At 60.4% G+C, this 17,948-nt stretch carries 17 protein-coding genes; 6 read left to right on the forward strand and 11 right to left on the reverse strand.

Translation table 11 applies throughout. The features are described from left to right. Window positions 1-39 precede the first annotated feature (39 nt). On the forward strand, window positions 40-1,548 hold the full coding sequence (locus tag PFLQ2_RS05645; protein WP_003185234.1) for a hypothetical protein: 1,509 nt from the start codon (window positions 40-42) through the stop codon (window positions 1,546-1,548). A gap of 84 nt (window positions 1,549-1,632) precedes the next feature. On the opposite strand, the gene PFLQ2_RS05640 is transcribed toward PFLQ2_RS05645, so the two are convergent. Then, a complete protein-coding gene (locus PFLQ2_RS05640) occupies window positions 1,633-2,178 on the reverse strand; it encodes a DUF4256 domain-containing protein (protein WP_003185236.1) in 546 nt (181 codons plus the stop codon). Window positions 2,179-2,705: 527 nt separating this feature from the next. Further along, window positions 2,706-3,410: a hypothetical protein gene (locus PFLQ2_RS05635; protein ID WP_003185238.1), complete on the reverse strand. Its 705-nt coding sequence runs from the start codon at window positions 3,408-3,410 to the stop codon at window positions 2,706-2,708. A 151-nt stretch (window positions 3,411-3,561) separates the two neighbouring features. On the opposite strand from PFLQ2_RS05635, the gene PFLQ2_RS05630 reads away from it, so the two are divergent. Then, window positions 3,562-3,978: a VOC family protein gene (locus tag PFLQ2_RS05630; RefSeq protein ID WP_003185240.1), complete on the forward strand. Its 417-nt coding sequence runs from the start codon at window positions 3,562-3,564 to the stop codon at window positions 3,976-3,978. A 182-nt stretch (window positions 3,979-4,160) separates the two neighbouring features. Further along, entirely contained in the window at window positions 4,161-5,210 is a 1,050-nt protein-coding gene (locus tag PFLQ2_RS05625; RefSeq protein ID WP_003185241.1) for a hypothetical protein, read from the forward strand. On the opposite strand, the gene PFLQ2_RS30725 is transcribed toward PFLQ2_RS05625, so the two are convergent. Then, entirely contained in the window at window positions 5,207-5,527 is a 321-nt protein-coding gene (locus tag PFLQ2_RS30725; protein WP_225970847.1) for a hypothetical protein, read from the reverse strand. The two genes, PFLQ2_RS05625 and PFLQ2_RS30725, sit on opposite strands and share 4 nt — an antisense overlap. 95 nt (window positions 5,528-5,622) lie before the next feature. On the opposite strand from PFLQ2_RS30725, the gene PFLQ2_RS05620 reads away from it, so the two are divergent. Continuing rightward, entirely contained in the window at window positions 5,623-6,723 is a 1,101-nt protein-coding gene (locus tag PFLQ2_RS05620) for a transketolase-like TK C-terminal-containing protein (RefSeq protein WP_003185243.1), read from the forward strand. 10 nt (window positions 6,724-6,733) lie between these two features. Here the strand turns inward: PFLQ2_RS05620 and PFLQ2_RS05615 are convergent, their stop codons facing one another. Further along, entirely contained in the window at window positions 6,734-7,186 is a 453-nt protein-coding gene (locus tag PFLQ2_RS05615; RefSeq protein ID WP_003185245.1) for a MarR family winged helix-turn-helix transcriptional regulator, read from the reverse strand. Between the two features lie 173 nt (window positions 7,187-7,359). Here PFLQ2_RS05615 and aceE point away from each other — a divergent pair, with 173 nt between their 5' ends. Then, window positions 7,360-10,029, forward strand: coding sequence for a pyruvate dehydrogenase (acetyl-transferring), homodimeric type (gene aceE / locus PFLQ2_RS05610; RefSeq protein WP_003185247.1), 2,670 nt, complete (start codon window positions 7,360-7,362; stop codon window positions 10,027-10,029). 54 nt (window positions 10,030-10,083) lie between these two features. Here aceE and PFLQ2_RS05605 read toward each other — a convergent pair whose 3' ends face one another. Then, window positions 10,084-10,797: a FadR/GntR family transcriptional regulator gene (locus tag PFLQ2_RS05605; protein ID WP_003185249.1), complete on the reverse strand. Its 714-nt coding sequence runs from the start codon at window positions 10,795-10,797 to the stop codon at window positions 10,084-10,086. A 96-nt stretch (window positions 10,798-10,893) separates the two neighbouring features. On the opposite strand from PFLQ2_RS05605, the gene PFLQ2_RS05600 reads away from it, so the two are divergent. Beyond that, on the forward strand, window positions 10,894-11,637 hold the full coding sequence (locus PFLQ2_RS05600) for a FadR/GntR family transcriptional regulator (protein ID WP_003185251.1): 744 nt from the start codon (window positions 10,894-10,896) through the stop codon (window positions 11,635-11,637). Between the two features lie 200 nt (window positions 11,638-11,837). On the opposite strand, the gene PFLQ2_RS05595 is transcribed toward PFLQ2_RS05600, so the two are convergent. From PFLQ2_RS05595 to PFLQ2_RS05570, 6 genes are all read right to left on the reverse strand, one after another. Beyond that, window positions 11,838-12,560: an oligogalacturonate-specific porin KdgM family protein gene (locus tag PFLQ2_RS05595; protein WP_003185253.1), complete on the reverse strand. Its 723-nt coding sequence runs from the start codon at window positions 12,558-12,560 to the stop codon at window positions 11,838-11,840. A 133-nt stretch (window positions 12,561-12,693) separates the two neighbouring features. After that, on the reverse strand, window positions 12,694-13,461 hold the full coding sequence (locus PFLQ2_RS05590) for an ABC transporter ATP-binding protein (RefSeq protein WP_003185254.1): 768 nt from the start codon (window positions 13,459-13,461) through the stop codon (window positions 12,694-12,696). A gap of 10 nt (window positions 13,462-13,471) precedes the next feature. Beyond that, on the reverse strand, window positions 13,472-14,311 hold the full coding sequence (locus PFLQ2_RS05585) for an ABC transporter ATP-binding protein (RefSeq protein ID WP_003185256.1): 840 nt from the start codon (window positions 14,309-14,311) through the stop codon (window positions 13,472-13,474). Window positions 14,312-14,321: 10 nt separating this feature from the next. Further along, window positions 14,322-15,230 (reverse strand): ABC transporter permease, encoded by a 909-nt coding sequence (locus PFLQ2_RS05580; RefSeq protein ID WP_003185258.1) that lies wholly within the window; start codon window positions 15,228-15,230, stop codon window positions 14,322-14,324. Next, window positions 15,230-16,267, reverse strand: coding sequence for an ABC transporter permease (locus tag PFLQ2_RS05575; protein WP_003185260.1), 1,038 nt, complete (start codon window positions 16,265-16,267; stop codon window positions 15,230-15,232). The genes PFLQ2_RS05580 and PFLQ2_RS05575 overlap by 1 nt, the downstream gene beginning before the upstream one ends. Window positions 16,268-16,301: 34 nt before the next feature. After that, the gene (locus tag PFLQ2_RS05570) at window positions 16,302-17,924 is read right to left on the reverse strand and encodes an ABC transporter substrate-binding protein (protein ID WP_003185263.1); all 1,623 of its coding nucleotides are present in this window, start codon (window positions 17,922-17,924) and stop codon (window positions 16,302-16,304) included. Window positions 17,925-17,948: the final 24 nt, after the last annotated feature.

The following is a 17,948-nucleotide window of genomic DNA, read 5'->3' on the forward strand; positions in this document are numbered from 1 at the left end:
AAGATGGCGCGTAGAGAAATCACAAGGAAGGCAGGCGTGATGCAATCGCAATTTGATCCCTTGGTTCATATCGATTGGAAGGCACCCGGCAACGACTTGCTCGGGTTGTTGCAGCATTACTATCCCGACATCGGTGTGTTTGCCGGCCCGGTATTCGAGGCGCTGTTGGATGAGTTGTCCAACGAGATGCCCGAGGTGTGCTTCGAGGCGTTGGCGCCGGTGTTGGCGAGCCAGGGCTATGACCTGTGGAATCTCGATGCCGGTGGCGATGATTATCGGCCGGTGGTTGTCCCGGTCGCTCAGCGCGAGGCGTTTGCCAAGCATTGGCAGGGCCAGCGTGGCGAGCTGCGATTCACCGCGAACTTGATCGAGCCACCCAAGCCTGCCTCCGCCGAACGCAAACCGGCCAAACCCAAGGGCCGTAAGGTGAAGTGGCTGCAGGAAGTCCATGACTATCCCGGCGCCACCTATGTGCATGAGTACAACTACCGCAACGGTTGGGCCGCGATCACCGAACAGGATGAAGATCAGTGGCTGTGCTTTCTGATTGATTACAACCAGTGGCCGCCCGCTGAGCAGGACATGCTTGAACACCGGAGCGATGGGATCGATGGCGCGGATCTGGCGCTCATTGATGCAGATGCCCAGCATACGTTGTGGCGCCGTCGGGTTAAGCGCGGTGATTACAGCGCAGACGACCGGTACACATACGAAACTCGTCAGGGTCATGCCATTGAGCATTTCGGACCTGCCTACGTGGAATGGCCAGGGTTTGAAGAGCCCTGCGTGGTGCTGGGGTCGCTGATATTTGAACGTCAGCGCCTTTACGAACCCGAGCATTTGACGCGGATCTGGCGGATCACGGCGGACAGCAGCGAGGTGATTTTCGAGGACGCGGATGAACTGACGATCCTGCCCCTCGGCCCTGGCCGCTTGCTGTTCATGCAACACAATGGGCCGAAGTGCTGGATCTGGAATCAGGACACGCCCCAGCAAACCATCGCCGCCAAACCGATGCCCGCCGAGGCTTATAAGCTCAGGGCGGCAAGCGCGTATCTGGGGGGCGATGAGATTTTGCTGTTCAGCGAAGGCGCACGGCAGAACGTCGAGCATTCGGGTTATCAGGAAACGGTGCTGTTGGCGTGGCGCTTCAACTTTGTCACCGGGGCCAAGAGTAAGGCAACGCTGGACGGTTTCGGCAGCGAACTGCGCCAGGACACGCGCTTGCTCGTCACCCAGCCGAAGCAGGTCATCACGTTGCGCACGTTTCATGGGCAGCTTCATGTTTCGCGAGGGCACGGTGATTGGTGGGTGTGGAACTACCAGACCAATACGTTTGGCTCGCACACCCTGGTCTGGTTCTGGAATCAGGGCAGTGATGAGGTGGTGAAGCTGTCTACCAAGGACATTGTGCGGATCAAGCCGAGTATTCGTTATGTGCCGGCACAGGATCGGTACCTGGCGTTCGAGACGGCGTTTGTGGCGCGGTTGCCCGCGTTCAGTGAGATGGTCGAGGCCAAGGGGAGTGAGGTTCTGTTTTTTGAGTGACGGGCCTCTGCCGCATCCTCTTCGACCGTACGCTATCACCGTGGTGAGGGAGCTTGCTCCCTCACCACGGTGATAGCAGTGTTCTCACACGAGCAGCAACCCGCGAAACCCTCGCGCCGCGTAATACGACTGCACGCCGTTGTGGTAGACGAACACCCGGCCATAACGGTAGTCGCCGAAGATCGCTCCATCGAGCGAGCGAAGTTCAGGGGGCGTTGCCAACCAACTGGAGGTTTTGGCATCGAACTCGCCGAGCGTTTGCAGGGCCCGGTATTGGTCTTCCGTCAGCAGGGCGATACCCATCGCTTCGGCCATTTCCATGGCGCTGCCTTTGGGCTTGTTCTCCTTGCGTGCGTCCAGGGCTGCGCGGTCGTAGCAGAGGCTCCGGCGGCCGGTCGGGCTCTCTTTGGCGCAATCGCAGAAGGTGACAAGACCGGTTTCTTTATCGTGGCCGATCACGTCTGGCTCGCCGCCCGTGGCTTCCATGGCTTGAAGGGATTTCAGGGTGTTGGGGTTGTTTTCCAATCTGGATTGGACGTCGGCCCAGGCGATGTCTGGATGACGCTGGGGGTTTTGTTCGAAGCGGGTTTTCAGGGTTTGGATGAGGTTGTCTTGTTCTTGTTTTTTCATGGCTTGGGCGTCCGCTGGTGATCGGTCGACCAATGATAGTGACTCCAACGCTGGAAGTTTGAGATCCGAGCGACACAAACTCGAATACCTACGCGAAGATGTCCGTATCCCTTCCTGATCGAAGCACAGAGTCATGCCCAAATGGCTACCGACAACACGCCGAATGCTTTGCTGAACTTTCAACCGATCAACCTCGGCCAAGACAGCGACATTTGCGTTCGCTTCTTCAAGGACATGCTGCCGTTTTCTTGCAGGGCTGGGCTGCGAGCGGATGAGATTATCTGTGAGCGAGACGAACCAAAGGGCGGCGCAGTTTTACCGCCATCATGGTTGGACGGATATCGGGCCCAGGCAAGACAAACCAGAGCTGCGTTTGCGCTTGATGGAAAGGTCCATCGGCTAGTACCAGAGGCGCGAGATCGGACTCATTCAAGGAATTTGGAGCCTCGTTTGAATCAGGTTTTTTGCGCGCTATCAGACGTGCTGATAGCGTGCAAAAAACCTGGTCGAAGCGACTAAACACCCAGCTACCGCTGCGCCTCCCCCTGTGGATAAACATCACTCACATTCAACGACAGCTGCGCAGCCACCTCATAACCATCGGCCTTGCTGAAGCTCAACTGAAACTCCTGATAGGCCGGCCCGGCCAGCCAGCGGTTGACTTGCAGGTCCTGATACTTGGAGCTCTCCCCCGGCGTGAGCTGCCCAAACAGCGGAAAGCCTGCATCGGAAAAAACCCGGTCGGCCTCGAACCAGTCCATCTCGTTACCAACTTTCACGCTTGAGCCCACCGCCGCCCAGGCCTCTGGCGTGACTTTCTGGCCGACGTCCAGGAAGACCACCTTGCTTTCTTTCGCGGCGATCAGGAAGGGCAAGGTTATCGGTGTGCCCGTCGAATCGAGGAGTTTGGATTTCATGCCGGCGTACTCCCCGCCGCCATTTTCCCTGCGCTCCCATATCCGCCAATCGATGACACTTTCCGGATTGAAACTATTGTTGGTGAGGATGATTTTGTAGCGTTGCTTGAAGAGTACCGACGGGAAATCTGCGAAGGGTTTGTAGAACGACACCTTGGTGTGTTCGGCGCCGACCCGGATGATGATCGGAGTTCTGCGGCTGGCGACGCTGTCCTGATATTGCTGGTAGCTGAAGTAAGCGGAGGCGATGGAGACGACCAGGGCCAGAGTTGCAATGGCATCTGTCCGGGTGAGAGTTTTGAACCATTTCATCATGAGGTGGCGAGTCCGGGTATTTGTGGTGGTCAAGATGACGTCATCGCGAGCAAGCTCGCTTCCACAGAGCTTTGTGTCGCTATGCCATTCCAGCATGGTTAGCTAAGGTGAAGTAACCCGTAGCGTCCATCACTCAATACATGAGGCCTGTATGCGGCACTTCACGATTCAACGTATCGACCACATCGTCCTGCGTGTAAAAGACCTCGAGCGTAGCCTGGCTTTCTACACAGCGGTGCTCGGTTGCGAGCTCAAGAAGCGCCGGGACGATCTTGGCATGCTTCATCTGGGCACCGGTGTTTCGATGATTGACCTGGTGGCTGTCGACGGGCCTCTCGGTCGCCAGGGTGGGCCGGCGGCCGGTAAAAAGGGACACAATGTTGACCACCTCTGCCTGCGTATCGAGCCGTTCGATGAGCCTGCCCTTCTTGCTCATTTGACTTCAGCCGGCCTGAGCGTTGAGAAAGCCCAGATGCGCTATGGCGCGGAGGGAAAAGGTTGGTCGATCTACTGCTTCGATCCGGACGGCAACCAGATCGAGTTGAAGGGGCCGGCGCTGGAGCCCTGAGCTGCAACTGCGGGCAATCCCCCTGTGCAGGCTTGCTCGCGAAAGCGGTCTGTCTGGATCGGTGATGTTGACTGTGCCGGCGTCATCGCGAGCAAGCTCGCTCCCACAAGCGGCCGGTGATGGACGCAATGGTGGCACTTCAGTAGCATTCGTCAACTTTATAGATCCTTCAAGGCCGCCCCATGTTCACCCTGCCCCGCCGCTCTTCCTCGTTGTCAGTGTTATCGGCGTTGTTTGTAATGCTCGGCGGTTGCAGCGTCAACGGCAGTTACCCCGACGCGATTGAACCGGACGCTGCCAAGTTGCGGTTCGTCGCCAATACCAGCAACGCCACACTGGATTATTTCGACGCAGCTCATTGCGACGGGCAAGCCACGGGCATTCTCAACAATCTGCTGCTGAGCGATACCGCGCGGCGGGTGGGGATGAGCGTTCCGGCGCCCAAGGACGCCAAGGGTTATCTGGAGGTCAAGCTCAAGCCCGGCGAGCAGATTTACTTGCGCACCAACATGAACACGGGTTATGCCGTGTGCGGCAAGGGCTTCAACTTTACCCCCGAAGCCAATGCGGAATACGAGGTGACCTTCAAGTCCGAGAAGAACTTTTGCCAGACTCAGTTGCAACGCTTGCAACGGGTCGATGGCAAGGACGTGCGCACGCCGATTCCGCTCTTGAAGAAAGACTTCCCGGCCTGCGCCGGTCGCAATGCGCTGTTTCCCAAAACCTACCCGGACACGCCCCATCGCCTGGAGCTGATGAACCGGGTCATCGACAAAAGCCTGGTCGTCACCGTAAAGGCCGACCCGGCCAAAGAAAAAATCGAGCCTTATTCGCCCGAGAAGCTGGACACCTTGATCAGCGAACGCAAGGCCAAGCTCGGCTTCGAGCTGCCGGCTGACTACTGGACGCTGTACCGGGAAAACCTGAAGACGTTTGGCGATGACATGGCGCAGAACAAAGCGCGCTCGATGGAACGCTTCAAGGACGAATACCAGGTGCGCCTGCGGCAGTTGAAGGATGAGCAGTTGGAACAATGGGCGTTGCCCAAAACCGCCAATGCCAAGCCGGAGAAAGCCGAGATCGACCTGGACGTCGCGATGATGGTGGAGTACTTCCGGATCGGGAATGGGGTGACGGTCGAAGCGGTAGGTCATCACTTGGAGAGGATGGCGCAAATGGATGAGCGTTACGGGGTATGTGCGCGGTTTGCGGAGTGCTGGAAACGCAACTAGTAGGAACACTTTCCAGGCTGAACACCGAAAAGTGCAAGAGGCAGGTGATGCTTTTGCACTGCTGATTGATCACCCCCATGCTCCAGCCATCCGGCGCGGTGTGGGCAGGTATGCGGCACTTCAAAGTGCTGGTCGTCGATGACAACAGCAAACGTACCTGGGCGAACCACCAGAGCTGGCCCAGCATCGGGTCGCCCTTCAGACAGATTGAGCCTCACCACGTCGTAATCGATGCTTGCCTCTTTCAAGAAAATACTGATTTTCTGCCCGTTGGGCGTATCTGCCGTATAGAGCGTAATGGCGGAAGCCGTGGTCATGAGGAACTCCATTTCAGGTGGATTTCATTGCATTTGCAATCATATTGAGCCGTGCCGTATGGTGCAAGCACGACGGAACGCACGGAGATTGTGGAATGATCGGCTTTGCCAGCTTCAGCAAAACACCAGAGACCCGCCTGGCCGCCCAGGCCTGTATCAACAAGATCCGAACGCTTTCAGAGCTGCACGCCAGCGGTTTTTCCTCGCCGCTCTACACCATGATCGATATCGCCAATCGCCTCGAGAGGGACCCGGGAACCGCCCGGCATGTCTGGGTGATCCGCGCCAACAAGCAACCTGAAGTCGAGAACTGTCACACCCGCATCAGTGCCTGGCCCCTGCGTTTGAGTCCTGCCGCACGCGCCAGCGAAAAGCCGCTGCTGTATCTGACCAGCTCGGCGACATCGGCGGAACTTTGCGCGCTGTCGAACGAGTCCGCCAACCGGGGCATTTTGTGCAACGACATCGAAACCTTGCCTTCGCGATGGCCTAAAGGCGTTCACCCTTGGATGCCACTTTGGCTAGTGGCCAACCCACAATGCCTGCCCTTCGATCCGGCCAGCGGTGCCGAAGCGCACGCCATTGCCCTGGCCGCTTTGCAGAGCCTGTACGTGGAGGGTAACGACGGTTTTTATTACATGGCGCTTCACGATGAGCCCAACGATTTCCTCGGTCCCGTCGGCAACATCAGTGCGAGCCAGGCACTCAAGGGAATGTACAAGCTCACCGAGATCGAAACTGATGTAGGAGCGCCCCAGGTTCGCTTGCTGGGCGCCGGGTTGGCGTTGCAGTCGGTGATGAGCGCAGCACGGATGCTGGGTGAACACTGGGGCATCGCGAGTGAACTGTGGAGCTGCCCCAGCTACACCCGCCTGGCCCGTGACGCGGACAAAGCCCAACGCTGGAACCGCCTGCACCCTGAAAAGCCGAAGCGGTCCGCGCATCTGCTCGATTGCCTGGGCGCGGGGAGGAGCCCGGTCGTCGCCGTGACGGGCTACGCGCAGCACGTCGCCGCTCAGATCGGCGCACATGTCACGTCAAGGTTCGTAGCGCTCGGCGCCGATTCGACCGGAACCTCTTCGCAAGCCGTGGATAAACACTGGATCGTGGTGCTGGCGCTGCAAGCGCTGGCTCAGGAAGGTGTCATCGAACAGACGTGCGTCAAGCAGGCGATGAGTCGGTATCTGTTGCAATGAAGCGTAGCGTTCACTTTGCTCGACCGCTGCCGCGCGCGGCATTGGCCGCGCGCTCCAGCGCTTGGCTGAAGACCCGCTGCTGGTCGTCGTCGAATTGTGACAGGAACAATTCGTCCACCGCGCCTTCGTAGATTTTCCACATCTTCTTGCGCAGCGCTTTTCCGCTCTCGGTGATGGCGGCATACGCACCTCGACCGTCATCGCTGGCGCGGCTGCGGGTGACCAGGCCTTCCGCCTCCAGGCGGTCCACCAGGCGGGTGAGGTTGTAGCGCTCGATGGCCATGACGTCGGCCAGCTCGCTCATGCGACGTGCGCCGTCCGGGCCGCTTTCCAGGCCCCATAACGCGTCGTACCAGGCGTAGGCAGGCAGCCCGGCGGCCGCCAGCCGGCGCTCGATTTCGCGGATCAGGCAACGGTGGGCCCTGACGAATCTGAACCAGGTATCCGGCTCGTTGGAAGACATGCAGCACCTTTCTTAGAAATCGATTTAGTTGCAATTGTAGCGCGCGGCAGGCTAAGTTCTCGCACGTAGTTGCATCTGCAACTACAAAATTCTCGAAGGTTGGCGTCGACCCACGCCCCTTAGTCAGGCACCAAACGACTCGGTGCTGCAGCACTGTCCAGGAGACGACAACGATGGCACAACAATCCATGTTTCTCGACGAGGATCCACAAGAGACTCGCGAATGGCTCGAATCCATTGAATCGGTGGCGAGTGTCGAAGGGCGTCCTCGCGCCCACTACCTGATCGACCAGATGCTTGATTTCGACGCCAACCGCCACGGCGATTTCTACGGTCGCGTGACGACGCCCTACGTCAATACGATACCGGTCGACCGCCAGCAGCCCTACCCCGGCGACCTGGCCGTGGAGCGCCGGATCAACGCCTATATTCGCTGGAACGCGCTGGCCATGGTGCTGCGCGCCGGCAAACATTCGAACGTGGGTGGGCACATCGCGTCCTACGCGTCGGCGGCGATTTTGTATGACGTCGGCTTCGAGCATTTTTTCCGTGGCCGCACCGAGCAGTTCGCCGGTGACATGCTGTACATCCAGGGCCACTCCTCACCTGGCATCTACGCACGCGCCTATCTGGAAGGACGCCTGAGCGAGGATCAGCTGGATAACTTTCGTCGCGAGACCGATCGCGATGGCGTCTCGTCCTATCCGCATCCACGACTGATGCCGGACTTCTGGCAGTTCCCGACGGTGTCCATGGGGCTCGGCCCTATCACGGCCGCGTACCAGGCGCGATTCATGCGCTACCTGGAAGATCGCGGCCTGAAGGAACACCAGGGCCGCAAAGTCTGGGCGTTCCTCGGTGACGGTGAAATGGACCAGCCGGAATCGCTGGCGGCGATTTCCCTGGCGGGTCGGGAGAAGCTCGACAACATCATCTTTGTCGTCAACTGCAACCTGCAACGCCTGGACGGCCCGGTGCGTGGCAACAGCAAGGTGATTCAGGAATTCGAAAGCCTGTACCGGGCGGCCGGCTGGAATGTGATCAAGGTGATCTGGGGCAGCGGCTGGGATGCCCTGCTGGAAAAGGACAAGAGCGGCCTGCTGCGCCAGCGGATGATGGAGTGCGTGGACGGCGACTACCAGAACTACAAATCCCAGAATGGCGCCTATGTGCGCGAGCACTTCTTTGGAAAGTATCCTGAGCTGTTGGAGCTGGTCAGCGACCTGAGCGATGACGAGATCTGGAAGCTGTCTCGCGGCGGCCACGACCCTGAGAAGGTCCACAACGCCTATGCCGCCGCCATGCGCCATACCGGCGGGCCGACCGTCATCCTGGCCAAGACCGTTAAAGGTTTCGGCATGGGCGAAGCCGGTGAAGGCCAGAATATCAACCACCAACTCAAGAAAATGGGTGACGACGCGGTCAAGGCGTTCCGTGATCGGTTCGGACTGGAACTCAGCGATGACCAGTTGGGCGACATGCCTTACCTCAAGCCGGCTGCGGACAGCGTCGAGGCCCTTTACCTGCAAGCCAGGCGCAACCAATTGGGTGGCTACATCCCGGCCCGTTTCAATGCCGTGGCGCCCTTGCAGGTTCCACCCCTGTCGGCCTTGGACACACAGCTCAAAGGCACCGGCGAACGGGCCATCTCCACGACCATGGCGTTCGTACGCATTCTCGGCACGCTGCTCAAGGACCCGAACATCGGCAAGCTGATCGTGCCCATTGTCCCGGACGAATCACGTACCTTCGGCATGGAAAGCCTGTTCCGCCAGATCGGTATCCATTCCCACGTCGGCCAGCTGTATACGCCCCAAGACGCCGGCCAGCTGAGCTACTACAAAGAAGCCCGGGACGGCCAGATCATGCAGGAGGGGCTGAACGAATCCGGCGGGATTTCTTCGTGGATCGCTGCCAGTACGTCCTACAGCACCCACGGCGTGATGACGGTGCCCTTCTACATCTTTTATTCGATGTTTGGCTTCCAGCGCGTCGGCGACCTCGCCTGGGCGGCAGGTGACGCACGCGCCCGCGGCTTCCTGCTCGGCGCCACCTCCGGCAGGACCACGCTGATGGGCGAAGGCCTGCAACATGACGACGGTCACAGCCATGTGCTGTCGTCGACTATCCCATGCTGCGTGTCCTATGACCCGACCTACGCATATGAACTGGCTGTAATCATCCAGGATGGCATGCGGCGGATGTATGCCGAAAACGAAGACATCTTTTATTACATCACCGTGCTGAACGAAAACTACGCCCATCCAGCGATGCCCGAAGGCGTCGAGCACGGCATCCTCAAGGGCATGTACCGGCTCTCGGCGCCTGAAAAAACTGTCGAAGGCAAGCATGTCCAGCTGATGGGCTGTGGTTCGATTCTTCAGGAAGTGGTCGCGGCAGCTCAGTTGCTGGAACAGGACTTCGGCGTCAGCAGCGAAGTCTGGAGCGTTACCAGCCTGACCGAACTGCGTCGCGATGGGCAGGAAGCCGAACGCTGGAACCTGCTGCATCCCGAGCATGCGCCGCGTATCGGTTATGTGGAAAGTTGCCTGCAGGACAAACAGGGGCCGATGGTGGTCGCGACTGACTACATGAAGATATTCGCCGATCAGATTCGCCCGTTCGTAGCCAATCGCCGCTTCGTGGCCCTCGGCACCGACGGTTTCGGCCAATCGGATACCCGCGAGTCGCTGCGCAGGTTCTTCGAAGTGGATCGGCACTTCATCGCCCTCGCGGCGTTGAAGGCTCTGGCCGACGACGGAAAAATGCCTCGGGAAAAAGTAGCCGAGGCGATCAGGCTCTACGGCATTGATCCGCAAAAGCAGAACCCTGCAAAGGTTTGAGCCTGAGCCTTGCAGCGGCGCCCCCTCAGGGCGCCGCTGCAACCGTTGGACGTGTTATTGCGCCGCTGGCTCAACCACACCCCTAACCCGCTGCAGCATATTGATCAAATGCAGGCGCATCGAAGCCCGCGCCGCTTCCGCATCCCGCCGCGCCAACGCCGCGTAGATCTGCTCCCGCTCACGCACCACCAATGCCCGATTTTCGCCCGTCTCCGCTGGTCCGGCCTGTTGCACGACGGCGATCAACGTGTTGCCCACATGGGCCATGGCATCGATAAAGAAGCTGTTGCCGGTGCACTGGGCGATCTGCAAATGGAATTCGAAATCCACCTGGGCGCTTTCGTCATTTTCAGCTTCAAGCGCATTCGCCGCATCGAGCGCTGCACGCATGGCCTGCAACTGCTCCGGCGTGGCCCGTTGTGCGGCGATGCCGGCGGCTTCCACTTCCAGGCTCAGGCGCAGTTCGATGACGGCGAGCGCATCGTAGGCGCCGCCCTTGACGTGTTTGCTGCCCTGGAAATCACCCGGGCGGGCGGTGTCGACAACGAAGGTGCCGATGCCATGACGGGTTTCGACCAAGCCTTCGGCCTGAAGCCGCGACATGGCTTCGCGAACCACCGTCCGGCTGACGCCGCGCTCCTTGATGATGACTTGTTCGGTGGGTAACTTGCTGCCCGCAGGCAAGTCGCCGGCCAGTATCTGCTGCGTCAGGTCGACCACCAGTTGCTGGGTCATGCTCAGGCGTCGATCGGGTGTGACACGGTCCATTGCAGCTATCCATTAAAGCCAGACGATCGCGCATTATAGCCGCGACCTAACGGCGAAACGCACTATAATGCCCGCTGATCAAACAAGAGCAAGCCGATGACGGATCAAGCGTTATCTCCATTGAACAAGCCACGCCGCCTCGCCGAAACCCTGGTCGACCGCTTTGCCCAGCGCATGCGTGAAGGCATTCTCAAGCGCGGCGAAAAGCTCCCCACCGAAGTGCACATCATGGAAGCCGAAGGCGTCAGTCGTTCGGTGGTGCGTGAGGCGCTTTCGCGCTTGCAGGCAGCGGGGCTGGTGGAGACGCGGCATGGCGTCGGGACCTTTGTCCTGGATATGCCGGCACCGGAGGGCTTTACCCTCGGTCCCGCGACAATCGCGACGTTGTCGGACGTGCTCAATCTATTGGAGTTTCGCCTGAGCCTGGAAGTCCAGGCCGCTGGCATGGCCGCCGAGCGCGCAACGCCCGAAGCCTTGGCCGAGCTGGCCCAGGCCTTGGAGGCGTTGCTGCAAGGGCCGGAAAAGTCCGGCACCACCATCAACGCCGATTTCCAGTTCCATTTGAAAATCGCCAAGGCGGCCGGCAATTACTACCTGATCGACATCATGAAGCACCTGGGCACGAAGCTGATCCCGCGTACCCGGATGAACTCCGCTTATTCCGGGCAGAGCGATCGCAGCGCGTACCTGCAAGGGATCAACGCCGAACACCAGCAGATCTTCGACGCCATCGCCAGCGGCAATGTCGATGCGGCGCGGGCGGCCATGTACTTGCATTTGAGCAATAGCCGCATGCGCCTGTGTGAAACGCAACAGCGCCAGGCGTTCTACAACGAGTAAGCCCGTCCCCTCTGGCAATGCTGTTCACTTAAGGTTTGCTTGACTCACTGTGGCGAGGGAGCTTGCTCCCGCTTGAGTGCGAAGCGCTCACAAGAATGGGCCTGCTGCGCAGTCCAGCGGGAGCAAGCTCCCTCGCCACGGATTCATCGCCCCCTTGAACGAGCAGCGCTGTCTGTGGGCGCTTGCTCTCACAACCTGGATCAGAAAAAGTTGTACTGAATACCGACCCGCAGGCGCAGTTGCCGATCACTGTCGACGGAGTTGACTTTGATATCACCCACTTCAAAGAACGGCGCCCAGCGTTTGTCCCACTTGTACTTGACTACAGCATTCTGTTCATAGTCGTCGGTGCCGCCGTTATAACGAATGTAGTTGGCGTCAAAGTAAGTGAGTTGATATTCATAGGCCCACGGCCCTTGGTTCGCGTAATTGACGTAGACGTCATAGCGATTGATCTTCTGATCGTCCTGACCGTTGTCCGGCACGTCACGGTCGATCTGGTCGCGGTCGAGCTTGGATGAATCGTAACGGTAGCGACCGGCAATGCTCAGTTCCTTGGTGATTTTGTAGCCCAGGCGCATGCCGAATTTGTAGGTGGTGGACTCCTCGTCGCTTTCCATGGCGAACGAAGGTGTCAGCGTCCAGCGGTCATCGATCTTGTGCTGGTAGTTGACGGTAAATTCATGACCGCTGCCGACGGTGTTGTCGAAGGCCACGTCTTCACGATCACCGGCGGTCTTGTATTTGAGTTCACCTTCCAGGCCCACGCCATTGTCCAGGCGCATGCCGAACTTGGCACGGTCGGCGTGCATGCGCGATTGTTCCGCATATTGATGGCGAACGTTGATATAACCGGTATCGGCGTGGGCCACAACCGAGGCGAACAGTGAAGTAACGGTCAGTACGGCGAGTGTCTTTTTCATGTTTTTTATTCTTGTGAGTTAAAAGAGCAAGTTGGGTTAAACGTCAAATCGCAGGCGAGCGCGTGCGCAGCATTGATGCCTGGGCTTCAACGTTTTCTACGGGTTAAAACAAGTACAACTGATTAATAGAAACTCAAACAGCGATGGGCACGCGCTGTAGGTCGCGGCTGGCCTGCACCAACAAACGGGTATACGCATGCGTCGCGCCGTCGTTCGCCAGAAGCTGACTGTCGAGCGTCTCCACCACCCTGCCCTGTTGCATCACCGCCAGCCGATCACACAAATGCGCCACCACCGCCAGATCGTGGGTGACCATCAGGTAAGTCAGCCCTTCCTGACGACGGAGGTCGGCCAGCAGGTTGAGGATTTCCGCCTGCACCGAGACATCCAGTGCCGAGGTCGGCTCGTCCAGCAACAGCACCCGGGGGCGCAGGATCAGCGCACGGGCAATCGCCACCCGTTGGCGCTGGCCACCGGACAACTGATGCGGATAGCGGAAACGAAAACTGTCGTTCAAACCGACCTTGCGCAGGATCTCGCTGACCTTCTGCGCGCGCCCGTCGATGCCGTGAATGCGCAGCGGTTCTTGCAGCGCGGCATCGATGGTGTAGCGCGGGTGCAACGAGGCATACGGGTCCTGGAACACCATCTGCACGGTGCGGTAGTGGTTCAGCGGCAGGTTGCGGGTCACGGCCTGGCCGGCGATGTGCAGTTGCCCGGTCCAATGCTGGTACTGCCCGGCCAGGCAACGCAGCACGGTGGTCTTGCCGGAACCGGACTCCCCCACCAAGCCGAATGCCTCGCCTTCGGCCACGCTCAAATCGACGTCGTGCAGTACCGCGTTCAGTGCCGCGCCCGTGCCGAAACTGAGGTTCAGACCGACGATTTCAATCATGCTCATGACAGGCTCCTCAAGCGTTCAACCAGAGTGGGTCGCGCTGCAACACCGGCAGCGTGGCGCGTGGATGATCCAGGCTGGGCAGTGCGGCCAGCAGCCCACGGGTGTAGGGATGGCTGGCTTGGTCCAGGTCGGCGGCGGCAATCGACTCGACCACCCGGCCGGCGTACATCACCAGCACGCGGTCGCAGAAATGTCGCACCAGATTCAAGTCGTGGCTGATGAAAATGAGCCCCAGGTCGCGCTCGCTGACCAATTCTTCCAGCACGTTGAGCACTTGCCGGCGCACCGACACGTCCAGTGCCGAAGTGGGTTCGTCGGCGATGATCACCTGGGGATCGGTGATGACCATCATGGCGATCATGATCCGCTGGCCCATGCCGCCCGAGACCTCGTGGGGATACAAATCGTAGACCCGCTGGGGGTCGCGGATGTGCACCTTGGCGAGCATGTCCAAGGCCCGTTCGCGGGCCTCGCGATGGGGCACTTTGTTGTGGGCCAGGTACGCCTCGGCGATTTGTTCGCCGACTCGCACCACCGGGTTCAACGAGTACTTGGGGTCTTGCATGATCATCGACATGCGCGCACCGCGAATCGCCTGGATCTGTTTTTCGCTGGCGGCCAACAGGTCGATATCGGCGAAGCGCAACGTCTTGGCGGTGACCCGTGCCGTCGGCGGATGCAGGCGCAGAAGACTGCGGCCAACGGTGGATTTGCCCGAGCCGGACTCACCGACGATGGCGAGTTTTTCCCGGCCCAGAGTGAATGACACGTCACGCACCGCCAACGAGGTTTTGCCGGCGTTGCGGAACTCCACACACAAGTCCTGCACGGCAAGTTTTATCTCAGTCATGGGCTGTTCCTCAGGATTGGCTGCGTGGGTCGAGGACGTCGCGCAAGCCGTCGCCCAACAGGTTGAAAGCGAGGCTGACCAGCATGATCGCCGCACCCGGCGCCGCCACCAGCCACCAGCTTTCGAGCATGTAGCGCCTCCCGGTGGAGATCATCGCGCCCCACTCCGGCAGCGGTGCCTGGGCGCCCAAGCCGAGAAAGCCCAGGGCGGCGGCGGTGAGGATGATGCTCGCCATGTTCATGGTCAGGCGGATGATCACCGACGACAGGCACATCGGGATGATGTGGCGCAGGATCAAGCGGGTACTCGACGCGCCCTGCAGCTGCACCGCGACGATGAAGTCGGCGTTGCGCAGCGGCAGTGTTTCGGCGCGAGCGAGACGGGCAATCGGTGGCCAGGCCGTCAGTGCGATGGCGATCACCGCATGCTCCAATCCCGGGCCGAGGGCGGCGATGAACGCCAGCGCCAACACCAGGCTGGGGAACGAGATGAAGATGTCGGTGATGCGCATGAACAGGCTGTCCACCCAACCGCCGAAGTAACCGGAAACCGTTCCGACCAACAGGCCGATGGGGCCGACAATGACCGTCACCAGCAAGACGATGTACAGCGTGATGCGCGAGCCGTACACCAGCCGAGCGAAGACATCGCGACCGTATTCGTCGGTGCCGAACCAGTGCACGCTGCTTGGCGCCTGCAAGGCCCCGGCAAGGTTCTGCAGCAATGGGTCGTGACCGGCAATCCACGGTGCGAAAACGGCGACCAGGATCAGCGTCGAGACCACAATCAGGCCGGCGAAGGTCATCGGGTTGCGCAGCAGGAAACGCAGCAGGCGCAAGGCGCTGGCCGCCAGCGCTGCCGTACTCGAAGCGGGCAGCGCGGCACTGCCGGCGGCGCTGGAAGCAAGGGGCAGGTTCATTAGCGAGTCCTCGGGTCGAAGATCTTGTACAGCGCATCGCTGATCAGGTTCAGCGTCACGAAGATGAGGCCGATCAGCAGCACGCACGCCATCACCGCGTTCATGTCGCCGAGTAGAAGGCTGCTGGTCAGGTACTGGCCGAAGCCCGGCCAGGCGAACACGGTTTCGATCAACACCGCGCCTTCCAACAGGCCGCCGTAGGCCAGCGCGACGATGGTCAACAACTGCACGCGGATGTTGCCGAAGGCATGGCCCCAGACGATCCGCCGCTGGGACAAACCCTTGACCCGGGCGGTGATGATGTACTCCTGGGACAGTTGCTCGAGCATGAAGCTGCGGGTCATGCGGCTGATGTAGGCGACCGAGTTGAAGCTGAGGATCACCGCCGGCAACAGAATGTGGCGCAACGCACTGCGGAAAGCCTCCCACTCGCCAGACCAGGCGGTATCGATCAGCAGCAGCCCGGTGTGTCTGGGGATCAGCCCGTCATAGGCCAAGCCGATGCGCCCGACGCCACCGGCCCAACCCAGCCAGGCGTAGAACACCAGGAAGGCCATCATGCCGATCCAGAAAATCGGCGTGGAGTAACCGAACAGCGTGATCAACCGTGCGACATGGTCACCGGCACGGCCCTGGTGGGTTGCCGCGTAGACACCCAGCGGCAAGCCCGCCAGCACGCCGAACAGAATGGCCAGGGTCGCCAGTTCCAACGTCGCCGGGAAGACCCGGGCGATGTCGCTGATGACCGGGTTGCCGGTCAGCAAGGCCATGCCGAAGTCACCGTGCAGCAGATCGCCGAGGTAGATCGCGAACTGGGTCCACAACGGTTTATCCAGGCCCAGCTCTTTGTACACCTGGGCGTAGGCCGAGGCGTCGGCGTCCGGGCCGACGATGGCGAGCACCGGGTCCAGAGGCATGACGCGACCGATGAAAAAGGTCAGCAGCAGCAACCCCAGTAGCGTCACCGCCACCGAACCGCCGCGCCGGGTCGCCGAAGCGGCCCGGGTTGTCCAGATTGAAAATGATGCAGTCGACATGTTCATTCCTGCCTTGGCCATATGGCCGTCGATTTCAGCGCTGCTTGTAGACGTCCCGAAGACGGGTGGTAGCGGCGGTGTGGCCGATGTAGTTGCGCACATCCGCGTGGATCACCACCTCATCGACCATCTGCGAGACCGGCATGATCGCCCCGGCCTGCTGGTCATAGAGGGTCTGGATCTGTGCGTAGATTTCACGCTGGCGTTCTGGGTCGCGCTCGCGCTCGGCCTGCTCGATCATCTGGTTGAGCTGCGGGTTGAAGAACGAGGTGCGCCAGCCTTGGAAGTTGCTCAACTTGGCTTCGGTGCGGTTGTCCGGGTTGTACACCAGGGCACGCAGGCTCGAATGTGGATGCCGCTCCGCCCCGCCACCACCGCGACCGACGAGAATGTCGAACTGGCGGTCGCGCATCGCCCCGTAGATCTGGTTGCCGGTGCCGGTGATGATCGTCGCCTGGATACCGGCCTGGGCCAGCGTCGCTTGCAGACTGGTGGCGATGTTGATGAAGGGTGGATCGGTCAGCGAACGGATGGTGATTTTGAAGCCATCGGCGTGACCCGCCGCTGCCAGCAGACGCTTGGCTTCGTCCACGTCCAGGCGATAACCCGGGTCGTCCAGGCGTGCCGGCAGCCCCAGCTGCAACGGTCGCTGATTGATCACGCCGTAGTGCGGCATGACCACGTCATTGATGCCTTGGTAATCGATGAGCAGGCGGATCGCCTGGCGCACACGGATGTCCTGGAACAACGGCTGCTGCATGCTCATCGCCACGTAGTACAGCGTGCCCCGGGCGATGCTTTGGATACGGACCTCATCGACCTTGCCCAGCGCCTTGATGTCCGTGGCGGCCATGCCGCGGGCGACGTCCAGGTCACCGCGTTCGACCATCAGGCGCAACGCCTGGGATTCGGTCATGTTGCGCATGATCACCCGGCGCAGCTTCGGAGCGCCGCGCCAATAGTCGTCGTTGCGACTCATCAGGATCACGTCGTTGGCCCGCCAGATGTCGAGCTTGAACGCGCCGGAACCGGCCGTGTGAGTCGCCAGCCACGCAGCGCCCTGGTCGTCGCCGACCTGATGCTGCAAGGCGACCGAACGATCGATGATGAAAGCGCTGGGCGAGGTGGCCAGGGTGTTGAGCACTAGCATCGGATCGGTGCTGCGCGGCAGTTCCATGACAAAGGTGTGCGGCCCTTCGGCGCGCATCAGCGTGGTGACGTTTTCAGCGGTGAAGCCGTAGGCTTTCCAAGTGGAGGCCAGGGCGCGGTTGAGGGTGACGACGCGTTGCAATGACCAGGCAACGTCTTGCGCCGTGAGCGGAGTGCCGGAGTGAAAGCGCACGTCATTGCGCAACTGGAAGGTCAGGCGCATGCGGTCGGGGCTGATCTCCCAGGCTTTCGCCAGGGCCGGAATCAGCGTGTCCGGCTGCGCCGCGTCCTGCTCCAGGAGCATGTCATAGACATTGGCGTTGACCTCGGCGACCTCCAGGCCCGTCGCGGCGGCGGGGTCCAGGGACAACAGGTTGATCATGCTCATGCCCACCACCAATTGGTCGGCGGGCGTTTCGCCTTGGGCCAGGCTTGCGGGCACCTGCACTGCCCACAGGGCCACGGTGACACACAGCAGCCTGGTCAGGCGCTTGGGCCAGAGATTCATGGTTCAGTCCTTTCTTATATTTAT

The organism is Pseudomonas fluorescens Q2-87 (genome assembly GCF_000281895.1).
Lineage (GTDB): Bacteria > Pseudomonadota > Gammaproteobacteria > Pseudomonadales > Pseudomonadaceae > Aquipseudomonas > Aquipseudomonas fluorescens_S.

Coding starts and splice junctions, on each gene's coding strand:
- PFLQ2_RS05580 (WP_003185258.1), bottom strand. CDS start 15,230: ATGAACCTGCCCCTTGCTTCCAGCGCCGCCGGCAGTGCCGCGCTGCCC.
- PFLQ2_RS05600 (WP_003185251.1), top strand. CDS start 10,894: ATGACGGATCAAGCGTTATCTCCATTGAACAAGCCACGCCGCCTCGCC.
- aceE (WP_003185247.1), top strand. CDS start 7,360: ATGGCACAACAATCCATGTTTCTCGACGAGGATCCACAAGAGACTCGC.
- PFLQ2_RS05615 (WP_003185245.1), bottom strand. CDS start 7,186: ATGTCTTCCAACGAGCCGGATACCTGGTTCAGATTCGTCAGGGCCCAC.
- PFLQ2_RS05635 (WP_003185238.1), bottom strand. CDS start 3,410: ATGATGAAATGGTTCAAAACTCTCACCCGGACAGATGCCATTGCAACT.
- PFLQ2_RS05575 (WP_003185260.1), bottom strand. CDS start 16,267: ATGTCGACTGCATCATTTTCAATCTGGACAACCCGGGCCGCTTCGGCG.
- PFLQ2_RS05595 (WP_003185253.1), bottom strand. CDS start 12,560: ATGAAAAAGACACTCGCCGTACTGACCGTTACTTCACTGTTCGCCTCG.
- PFLQ2_RS05605 (WP_003185249.1), bottom strand. CDS start 10,797: ATGGACCGTGTCACACCCGATCGACGCCTGAGCATGACCCAGCAACTG.
- PFLQ2_RS05570 (WP_003185263.1), bottom strand. CDS start 17,924: ATGAATCTCTGGCCCAAGCGCCTGACCAGGCTGCTGTGTGTCACCGTG.
- PFLQ2_RS30725 (WP_225970847.1), bottom strand. CDS start 5,527: ATGACCACGGCTTCCGCCATTACGCTCTATACGGCAGATACGCCCAAC.
- PFLQ2_RS05625 (WP_003185241.1), top strand. CDS start 4,161: ATGTTCACCCTGCCCCGCCGCTCTTCCTCGTTGTCAGTGTTATCGGCG.
- PFLQ2_RS05585 (WP_003185256.1), bottom strand. CDS start 14,311: ATGACTGAGATAAAACTTGCCGTGCAGGACTTGTGTGTGGAGTTCCGC.
- PFLQ2_RS05620 (WP_003185243.1), top strand. CDS start 5,623: ATGATCGGCTTTGCCAGCTTCAGCAAAACACCAGAGACCCGCCTGGCC.
- PFLQ2_RS05630 (WP_003185240.1), top strand. CDS start 3,562: ATGCGGCACTTCACGATTCAACGTATCGACCACATCGTCCTGCGTGTA.
- PFLQ2_RS05645 (WP_003185234.1), top strand. CDS start 40: ATGCAATCGCAATTTGATCCCTTGGTTCATATCGATTGGAAGGCACCC.
- PFLQ2_RS05590 (WP_003185254.1), bottom strand. CDS start 13,461: ATGAGCATGATTGAAATCGTCGGTCTGAACCTCAGTTTCGGCACGGGC.
- PFLQ2_RS05640 (WP_003185236.1), bottom strand. CDS start 2,178: ATGAAAAAACAAGAACAAGACAACCTCATCCAAACCCTGAAAACCCGC.